Genomic DNA, 8,538 nt, shown 5'->3' with positions numbered 1-8,538 from the left:
GGGCACACGCCCCCTCACCCCAGCCATGCCCGCTCCCGCAGCTCAACGCCATGATCACCAGCGCTTACATGCCCGCGAACTGTCGAACTCGGGATTCGGGACGACGGCAGGGGCGGCAGGGGCGTACAACGGCATGACAGGACCTCTTGGCGCGACTGGGCTTCGACACCGCGGTTGCTACCAGGAGGTCCTGGCCGTGCACGTCACTTCTTCGGTCCCCACCCGCCCACGACGATCAGCTTGTTCACGGGCTCTCAGAGAACCGCCGGTGGGCGGTCGCTCCGGACGGGCCGAACGACGCCGAAGGCAGCTGCTGCCAGGTACAACCCGACGTGGCCACGAAGACGATCGCGGCCAGTACTTCCTGGTCGCCGTCCCGACGCCGACCACCGCCCTGCGGCCGCGACGGCGCCTCCGGCACACCCCCGCTGGAACAACCCCCACAACTCGTCCGGCACCAGCCGTTCAACGATCCCCACCATGACCCGCAGAATACCGAGTCGTCCACATGAGATGGCTTCTAAAGATCGCTGCTGCCGTCGCCCGTGGTGGAGCTCGGGCGGCCGCTGTTCAAGGGTTTGATGATGACGACGGTGCTGGGTTTGCCGTCGCTGGACCCGTCGTCGGAGGACGGGTCGACCTTGTGCCGGGTGACGTTCACGGGGCCGTTGCCATTGATCTTGACGACTGTGCTGCCGGCATCGCCGCCGATGCCCCCCTCGGAGCCCTTGCCGCCGGGGGCCGTGGTGATGTTCGTGGTGCCGTCACCAGAGATCTCGGAGACTATGTTGCCTCCGTTGCCACCCTTGCCCCCAGGGCCGGAGCCGGCGCCGCCGGGGCGCAAGGTGATGTTCGTGGTGCCGTCACCAGAGATCTCGGAGACTATGTTGCCTCCGTTGCCGCCCTTGCCCCCGTTGGAGCCCGCGCCGCCGCCGCCCAGGTCGAAGTTGATGACATCGCCGTTGTTCGTGGGGATCCTGAGGCCGCTGCCGTCGGAGTTGCCGACGCCTATGTTGCCGCCACGGCCGCCGATGCCCCCGTCGGAGCCCGCGGCGCCGGGGCCCGTGGTGAAGTTGCGCGGGCGGCCGTTGCCGGAGTTGTTGCCGTTTGTGCCGCTTGGAGCAGGTGCCGTGGTGGGACCGGTGTTCGTTGATGTGCTGGGCGTGGCCCCTGGCCCGTCACCGCCCTGGGAGGAGCGCGTGGTGTTCCCTGGGTTCGAGCCGTTCTTGGTGGGGATGGGTGGGGGATTGCGACGGCCGCCGCCTCCCGCGATGCCGCCGCCCACCGCGCCCAGTGCTCCGGCACCCAGAATGGCTCCGAGGTCGAGGTTGTCGCCGCTGAGGGCCTGGTTGGCGGTTTCCCCCGCCGCTGATCCGGCGAAGTCGCCTCCGGCCTGCTTGACGATGTTGCCGAGAGAACCACCGCTCTGTGGTCCCGCGACCGTCTTCGTCGTGTCGACCGTGGACTTGATGTTCTTGATCGAGCCCGGGCTCTTTGTGAGGTTCGGGATGAACTTCGAGGCTGCACTTCCGGCGCCTTTGAGGAGGTTTCCGCCGGGGACGAAGCTGAGCAGGCCGACTGCGAAGTCACCGAGGTTGAAGTTGCCCGACGCGAGCGCGGATATCTGGTCCAGGGCGAAGAGTGCACCGCCGAGCAGGGCACCCGCGACCGGGAAGAACACTGACACCGCGGCGACCAGGATGCCGAGGAGGATTTTGACGAAGGGGAAGTCCTTGAAGAAGTCGGCGATCTTCTGGAAGATGCTCCGTTCGGGGATCGCCTCCGACGCCGCCCGGTCCAGGACGTCCTCGCATTGTCGCTGGGCGCTTTCGCGCATCTGGCGTGCCTGTTGGGCCAGGCTTTTCGCCGCGTTCAGTGCGGACTGCCCGGCCTCGATGTCGTCCTGCCGCTTGGTGGCCGCGGACTTCTCCTCGTCCGTGGGGGAGTCCGACAGCTTGATCGGCGCCTGGTTGGCCTGGCCCGCGGCGCTGCCTGCTTGGTCCACCGCCTTGTCGAAGGTCTCCTGGGCCTCCCGGAGTCTGGGGGCGTAATCCGTGTAGGCCTGCGCGGCGTCGTGGAAGGAGGTCGCGGTCTTGCGCAGTTTGTCCGGGAGGTCCTCGCCGATCTTCTTGTTCAGGGCATCGATCGCGTCCCCCCGGCCACGGGAGATGTCGCCGTCCCGCTTGAGGACATTGAGTGCCTTTTCCGCCGCGTCCCCCACATCGCGGTAACGCGTGATCAGACCCTGCATCAGATCCGGATCACCAGGGGTCGGATCGCTGTCCATCCCCACCAGCTCGAAGTCCTGCCGGCTGGAATGCCGTCGCGCCATACCCGTACCCTCCCCTGAATTGTCGGCCTGTGCGCCCGTACGCTGTCTGACCCAGACTCAGGAATATTCCGTTCCGCACCGGAAAACCGCGCGCGTCACTGCCCGCCGGTGACCTTCTCGCCCTTCGGGCCGACGGCGAACCACTTCCCGCCCAGGCCCTGGCCGTTGAGGTCGCCGGGCTTGCTGTCGCCCGTGTAGCGGTAGACCGGCCGGCCGCCGACCGTGATCTGGATCTGGCCGTCCTCGCGGCGGATGGCGCCGACCTCCTTCGGATTCACACCCGCCATGTAGACCTTGCCGCCCTCCTCGACGGTGACCGGCGGCCACTTGACGGCACAGGCGTCGTTGCAGGCCGATCGGGAGGGCGACGCCGAGTCGTCGTCGAAGCGGTACAGCGCGGCCTGGTTGATGTTGATCAGATGCTGTGCGGGCAGGTGGTCGCTCGTGACGGCTGACAGCTGGACCCAGCGCGGCGGTGCCTCCTGGACGGCCACTCCGACGACCGTGCCGCCGTTGCCGTTCAGGCCGGCCTGCGCCGCCGTCGAGTCGACGACCTGGAGCGCCGCGTTGCCGGACGAGGCCGCCGAGGAGGACGCGGTGCCGGAGGAGGGGGACGCGGCGGCGGACGAGGCCGGAGCCGGCGATGTCGACTGCGCTGTGTCCCCGATCTGGATGGTCTTGCCGCAGCCCGACAGCGCGGTCACGCAGCACAGGGCGAGCGCGGGAGCGACGACAGCGCGGCGGAGCGCTCCGCGCCGTGCTGGGGGAGGGGGCATCGGGCCGGTGAAGAACGTCATGACTGCAACACGAGACAGCGGCGGCTCAACGTTCAACGGTCCACGGGCCTTCGCGCCCCGCGCCCCGGGCCCCGCGCCCCGAAGCGGCGCGCCGGTGAACGATCCGGGACCGCGACACCGTGTTTCCGACGGGGATCCGGTTCTGGATCTGTTCCCGCCGCCGACCAACGAGGAAGCGCATGGCGTCACAAGTAGTCATCCCCGGTGCCGAACTCGACGAAGCCCGCTCCACGCTGGGCTTCGTCCACGACTTCATCGACATCGGACACCACACGTTCGACTTCGACGCGATGTTCGGCCGTGATCTGTCCCGGGGCGCCGCCCAGAACTTCGAGAACAAGTGGGAGGACGGCAAGAACCGTCTGAAGAAGCAGGTCAAGGAGATCCAGGACGCCATCGGCAACATCCTGGACTCGTTCGAGAAGACCGACCAGGACGCGGTGTCGAACCTCGATGACGGGAGCAGCGGATGACCCCCGACCACAACCGGACCGGGCCCGCGCGGCGCTTTCTGCTGGACATCCCCGACCAGTGGCAGCAGGCCGACCTCAGCGGTGTGGCCATGGCCAGGGTACGGGCTCGTGCGCTGGCCGCCGCGGCCACACCGGGCGAACAGGCCCGTATCAACGACATGTTCCGCCAGGGCAGGGAACTGGCCGCGGCCGCCCGGCGGCACGGCGCGCTGCTGGCCGTCGGTACGGCGGACATGTATCCCGACGGTCTCTTCCTGGCGTACGGAATGGTGTTCGCGGTCAGCATGCCGGTCGGGCAGGAACTGACGCTGCCCGTGCTGTCCGCCCAACTCGGCACCGCCACGGCCGGAGAGGTGCCGGCGGACCGCGTCGTGACGACGGCTCAGGTGCCTCACGTGGGTACGGTCGCCCGGGTCACCGGCACGGAGACCGCCCGTGTGACGGCCGACGTCAGCGTGAAACTGCTGACCATGCACACCATGATGCCGGTGCCGGGCGGTGACCAGGACTTCCTCGTGGTCACGCTCGTCAGCCCCAATCTGCCGCTGAAGAGCGAGGTGTACGACCTGTTCGACGCCGTCTCCAGCACGTTCCGGTTCGTCGAGGACAGCGTCGCCGTCTGACGACGTCCACCCCATGGATGGATAGAGGGAGAGGCGCCCCCACCGGTGGGGGCGCCTCTCCCTCTATCCATCCATGGGGTGGACGTCGTCAGACGGCGACGCTGTCCTCGACGAACCGGAACGTGCTGGAGACGGCGTCGAACAGGTCGTACACCTCGCTCTTCAGCGGCAGATTGGGGCTGACGAGCGTGACCACGAGGAAGTCCTGGTCACCGCCCGGCACCGGCATCATGGTGTGCATGGTCAGCAGTTTCACGCTGACGTCGGCCGTCACACGGGCGGTCTCCGTGCCGGTGACCCGGGCGACCGTACCCACGTGAGGCACCTGAGCCGTCGTCACGACGCGGTCCGCCGGCACCTCTCCGGCCGTGGCGGTGCCGAGTTGGGCGGACAGCACGGGCAGCGTCAGTTCCTGCCCGACCGGCATGCTGACCGCGAACACCATTCCGTACGCCAGGAAGAGACCGTCGGGATACATGTCCGCCGTACCGACGGCCAGCAGCGCGCCGTGCCGCCGGGCGGCCGCGGCCAGTTCCCTGCCCTGGCGGAACATGTCGTTGATACGGGCCTGTTCGCCCGGTGTGGCCGCGGCGGCCAGCGCACGAGCCCGTACCCTGGCCATGGCCACACCGCTGAGGTCGGCCTGCTGCCACTGGTCGGGGATGTCCAGCAGAAAGCGCCGCGCGGGCCCGGTCCGGTTGTGGTCGGGGGTCATCCGCTGCTCCCGTCATCGAGGTTCGACACCGCGTCCTGGTCGGTCTTCTCGAACGAGTCCAGGATGTTGCCGATGGCGTCCTGGATCTCCTTGACCTGCTTCTTCAGACGGTTCTTGCCGTCCTCCCACTTGTTCTCGAAGTTCTGGGCGGCGCCCCGGGACAGATCACGGCCGAACATCGCGTCGAAGTCGAACGTGTGGTGTCCGATGTCGATGAAGTCGTGGACGAAGCCCAGCGTGGAGCGGGCTTCGTCGAGTTCGGCACCGGGGATGACTACTTGTGACGCCATGCGCTTCCTCGTTGGTCGGCGGCGGGAACAGATCCAGAACCGGATCCCCGTCGGAAACACGGTGTCGCGGTCCCGGATCGTTCACCGGCGCGCCGCTTCGGGGCGCGGGGCCCGGGGCGCGGGGCGCGAAGGCCCGTGGACCGTTGAACGTTGAGCCGCCGCTGTCTCGTGTTGCAGTCATGACGTTCTTCACCGGCCCGATGCCCCCTCCCCCAGCACGGCGCGGAGCGCTCCGCCGCGCTGTCGTCGCTCCCGCGCTCGCCCTGTGCTGCGTGACCGCGCTGTCGGGCTGCGGCAAGACCATCCAGATCGGGGACACAGCGCAGTCGACATCGCCGGCTCCGGCCTCGTCCGCCGCCGCGTCCCCCTCCTCCGGCACCGCGTCCTCCTCGGCGGCCTCGTCCGGCAACGCGGCGCTCCAGGTCGTCGACTCGACGGCGGCGCAGGCCGGCCTGAACGGCAACGGCGGCACGGTCGTCGGAGTGGCCGTCCAGGAGGCACCGCCGCGCTGGGTCCAGCTGTCAGCCGTCACGAGCGACCACCTGCCCGCACAGCATCTGATCAACATCAACCAGGCCGCGCTGTACCGCTTCGACGACGACTCGGCGTCGCCCTCCCGATCGGCCTGCAACGACGCCTGTGCCGTCAAGTGGCCGCCGGTCACCGTCGAGGAGGGCGGCAAGGTCTACATGGCGGGTGTGAATCCGAAGGAGGTCGGCGCCATCCGCCGCGAGGACGGCCAGATCCAGATCACGGTCGGCGGCCGGCCGGTCTACCGCTACACGGGCGACAGCAAGCCCGGCGACCTCAACGGCCAGGGCCTGGGCGGGAAGTGGTTCGCCGTCGGCCCGAAGGGCGAGAAGGTCACCGGCGGGCAGTGACGCGCGCGGTTTTCCGGTGCGGAACGGAATATTCCTGAGTCTGGGTCAGACAGCGTACGGGCGCACAGGCCGACAATTCAGGGGAGGGTACGGGTATGGCGCGACGGCATTCCAGCCGGCAGGACTTCGAGCTGGTGGGGATGGACAGCGATCCGACCCCTGGTGATCCGGATCTGATGCAGGGTCTGATCACGCGTTACCGCGATGTGGGGGACGCGGCGGAAAAGGCACTCAATGTCCTCAAGCGGGACGGCGACATCTCCCGTGGCCGGGGGGACGCGATCGATGCCCTGAACAAGAAGATCGGCGAGGACCTCCCGGACAAACTGCGCAAGACCGCGACCTCCTTCCACGACGCCGCGCAGGCCTACACGGATTACGCCCCCAGACTCCGGGAGGCCCAGGAGACCTTCGACAAGGCGGTGGACCAAGCAGGCAGCGCCGCGGGCCAGGCCAACCAGGCGCCGATCAAGCTGTCGGACTCCCCCACGGACGAGGAGAAGTCCGCGGCCACCAAGCGGCAGGACGACATCGAGGCCGGGCAGTCCGCACTGAACGCGGCGAAAAGCCTGGCCCAACAGGCACGCCAGATGCGCGAAAGCGCCCAGCGACAATGCGAGGACGTCCTGGACCGGGCGGCGTCGGAGGCGATCCCCGAACGGAGCATCTTCCAGAAGATCGCCGACTTCTTCAAGGACTTCCCCTTCGTCAAAATCCTCCTCGGCATCCTGGTCGCCGCGGTGTCAGTGTTCTTCCCGGTCGCGGGTGCCCTGCTCGGCGGTGCACTCTTCGCCCTGGACCAGATATCCGCGCTCGCGTCGGGCAACTTCAACCTCGGTGACTTCGCAGTCGGCCTGCTCAGCTTCGTCCCCGGCGGAAACCTCCTCAAAGGCGCCGGAAGTGCAGCCTCGAAGTTCATCCCGAACCTCACAAAGAGCCCGGGCTCGATCAAGAACATCAAGTCCACGGTCGACACGACGAAGACGGTCGCGGGACCACAGAGCGGTGGTTCTCTCGGCAACATCGTCAAGCAGGCCGGAGGCGACTTCGCCGGATCAGCGGCGGGGGAAACCGCCAACCAGGCCCTCAGCGGCGACAACCTCGACCTCGGAGCCATTCTGGGTGCCGGAGCACTGGGCGCGGTGGGCGGCGGCATCGCGGGAGGCGGCGGCCGTCGCAATCCCCCACCCATCCCCACCAAGAACGGCTCGAACCCAGGGAACACCACGCGCTCCTCCCAGGGCGGTGACGGGCCAGGGGCCACGCCCAGCACATCAACGAACACCGGTCCCACCACGGCACCTGCTCCAAGCGGCACAAACGGCAACAACTCCGGCAACGGCCGCCCGCGCAACTTCACCACGGGCCCCGGCGCCGCGGGCTCCGACGGGGGCATCGGCGGCCGTGGCGGCAACATAGGCGTCGGCAACTCCGACGGCAGCGGCCTCAGGATCCCCACGAACAACGGCGATGTCATCAACTTCGACCTGGGCGGCGGCGGCGCGGGCTCCAACGGGGGCAAGGGCGGCAACGGAGGCAACATAGTCTCCGAGATCTCTGGTGACGGCACCACGAACATCACCTTGCGCCCCGGCGGCGCCGGCTCCGGCCCTGGGGGCAAGGGTGGCAACGGAGGCAACATAGTCTCCGAGATCTCTGGTGACGGCACCACGAACATCACCACGGCCCCCGGCGGCAAGGGCTCCGAGGGGGGCATCGGCGGCGATGCCGGCAGCACAGTCGTCAAGATCAATGGCAACGGCCCCGTGAACGTCACCCGGCACAAGGTCGACCCGTCCTCCGACGACGGGTCCAGCGACGGCAAACCCAGCACCGTCGTCATCATCAAACCCTTGAACAGCGGCCGCCCGAGCTCCACCACGGGCGACGGCAGCAGCGATCTTTAGAAGCCATCTCATGTGGACGACTCGGTATTCTGCGGGTCATGGTGGGGATCGTTGAACGGCTGGTGCCGGACGAGTTGTGGGGGTTGTTCCAGCGGGGGTGTGCCGGAGGCGCCGTCGCGGCCGCAGGGCGGTGGTCGGCGTCGGGACGGCGACCAGGAAGTACTGGCCGCGATCGTCTTCGTGGCCACGTCGGGTTGTACCTGGCAGCAGCTGCCTTCGGCGTCGTTCGGCCCGTCCGGAGCGACCGCCCACCGGCGGTTCTCTGAGAGCCCGTGAACAAGCTGATCGTCGTGGGCGGGTGGGGACCGAAGAAGTGACGTGCACGGCCAGGACCTCCTGGTAGCAACCGCGGTGTCGAAGCCCAGTCGCGCCAAGAGGTCCTGTCATGCCGTTGTACGCCCCTGCCGCCCCTGCCGTCGTCCCGAATCCCGAGTTCGACAGTTCGCGGGCATGTAAGCGCTGGTGATCATGGCGTTGAGCTGCGGGAGCGGGCATGGCTGGGGTGAGGGGGCGTGTGCCC

General features: G+C 68.3%; 8 protein-coding genes and 2 pseudogenes. 5 read left to right on the top strand and 5 right to left on the bottom strand.

The genetic code is table 11. The features are described from left to right. Window positions 1–253: 253 nt before the first annotated feature. The 3 genes and pseudogenes from ABZ862_RS37995 to ABZ862_RS37985 form a co-directional block, all read right to left on the bottom strand. Window positions 254–482 (bottom strand): annotated as a pseudogene (locus ABZ862_RS37995) (transposase); the annotation flags it as partial. A 38-nt stretch (window positions 483–520) separates the two neighbouring features. Continuing rightward, a complete protein-coding gene (locus ABZ862_RS37990; RefSeq protein WP_360969055.1) occupies window positions 521–2,332 on the bottom strand; it encodes a putative T7SS-secreted protein in 1,812 nt (603 codons plus the stop codon). Between the two features lie 95 nt (window positions 2,333–2,427). After that, window positions 2,428–3,129, bottom strand: coding sequence for a hypothetical protein (locus ABZ862_RS37985; protein WP_360969058.1), 702 nt, complete (start codon window positions 3,127–3,129; stop codon window positions 2,428–2,430). A 179-nt stretch (window positions 3,130–3,308) separates the two neighbouring features. Between ABZ862_RS37985 and ABZ862_RS37980 the strand changes: the two genes are divergently transcribed. Together ABZ862_RS37980 and ABZ862_RS37975 are read left to right on the top strand one after the other, a co-directional pair. Next, a complete protein-coding gene (locus ABZ862_RS37980) occupies window positions 3,309–3,602 on the top strand; it encodes a hypothetical protein (RefSeq protein ID WP_360969061.1) in 294 nt (97 codons plus the stop codon). Then, the gene (locus ABZ862_RS37975) at window positions 3,599–4,225 is read left to right on the top strand and encodes a hypothetical protein (protein WP_360969064.1); all 627 of its coding nucleotides are present in this window, start codon (window positions 3,599–3,601) and stop codon (window positions 4,223–4,225) included. The genes ABZ862_RS37980 and ABZ862_RS37975 overlap by 4 nt, the downstream gene beginning before the upstream one ends. A gap of 88 nt (window positions 4,226–4,313) precedes the next feature. Here the strand turns inward: ABZ862_RS37975 and ABZ862_RS37970 are convergent, their stop codons facing one another. After that, window positions 4,314–4,940, bottom strand: coding sequence for a hypothetical protein (locus ABZ862_RS37970; protein ID WP_360969064.1), 627 nt, complete (start codon window positions 4,938–4,940; stop codon window positions 4,314–4,316). Then, window positions 4,937–5,230, bottom strand: coding sequence for a hypothetical protein (locus tag ABZ862_RS37965; RefSeq protein WP_360969061.1), 294 nt, complete (start codon window positions 5,228–5,230; stop codon window positions 4,937–4,939). The genes ABZ862_RS37970 and ABZ862_RS37965 overlap by 4 nt, the downstream gene beginning before the upstream one ends. Before the next feature lie 179 nt (window positions 5,231–5,409). On the opposite strand from ABZ862_RS37965, the gene ABZ862_RS37960 reads away from it, so the two are divergent. The 3 genes and pseudogenes from ABZ862_RS37960 to ABZ862_RS37950 all read left to right on the top strand — a co-directional run. Beyond that, window positions 5,410–6,111, top strand: a complete 702-nt coding sequence (locus ABZ862_RS37960; RefSeq protein WP_360969058.1) for a hypothetical protein — start codon at window positions 5,410–5,412, stop codon at window positions 6,109–6,111. A gap of 95 nt (window positions 6,112–6,206) precedes the next feature. Next, entirely contained in the window at window positions 6,207–8,018 is a 1,812-nt protein-coding gene (locus tag ABZ862_RS37955) for a putative T7SS-secreted protein (protein WP_360969055.1), read from the top strand. 38 nt (window positions 8,019–8,056) lie between these two features. Beyond that, window positions 8,057–8,285, top strand: a pseudogene (locus ABZ862_RS37950) (transposase); the annotation flags it as partial. Window positions 8,286–8,538 lie beyond the last annotated feature (253 nt).

It is taken from the genome of Streptomyces sp. NPDC047000 (genome assembly GCF_040644295.1).
Classification (GTDB): domain Bacteria; phylum Actinomycetota; class Actinomycetes; order Streptomycetales; family Streptomycetaceae; genus Streptomyces.
Note: the sequence above shows the minus strand (reverse complement) of the source record. Positions and strands in the feature narration are given on the sequence as shown.

Excerpts from the sequence above, each read along its gene's own strand:
- ABZ862_RS37965 (WP_360969061.1), bottom strand. The coding sequence starts at position 5,230 with ATGGCGTCACAAGTAGTCATCCCCGGTGCCGAACTCGACGAAGCCCGC.
- ABZ862_RS37990 (WP_360969055.1), bottom strand. The coding sequence starts at position 2,332 with ATGGCGCGACGGCATTCCAGCCGGCAGGACTTCGAGCTGGTGGGGATG.
- ABZ862_RS37985 (WP_360969058.1), bottom strand. The coding sequence starts at position 3,129 with ATGACGTTCTTCACCGGCCCGATGCCCCCTCCCCCAGCACGGCGCGGA.
- ABZ862_RS37960 (WP_360969058.1), top strand. The coding sequence starts at position 5,410 with ATGACGTTCTTCACCGGCCCGATGCCCCCTCCCCCAGCACGGCGCGGA.
- ABZ862_RS37955 (WP_360969055.1), top strand. The coding sequence starts at position 6,207 with ATGGCGCGACGGCATTCCAGCCGGCAGGACTTCGAGCTGGTGGGGATG.
- ABZ862_RS37980 (WP_360969061.1), top strand. The coding sequence starts at position 3,309 with ATGGCGTCACAAGTAGTCATCCCCGGTGCCGAACTCGACGAAGCCCGC.
- ABZ862_RS37970 (WP_360969064.1), bottom strand. The coding sequence starts at position 4,940 with ATGACCCCCGACCACAACCGGACCGGGCCCGCGCGGCGCTTTCTGCTG.
- ABZ862_RS37975 (WP_360969064.1), top strand. The coding sequence starts at position 3,599 with ATGACCCCCGACCACAACCGGACCGGGCCCGCGCGGCGCTTTCTGCTG.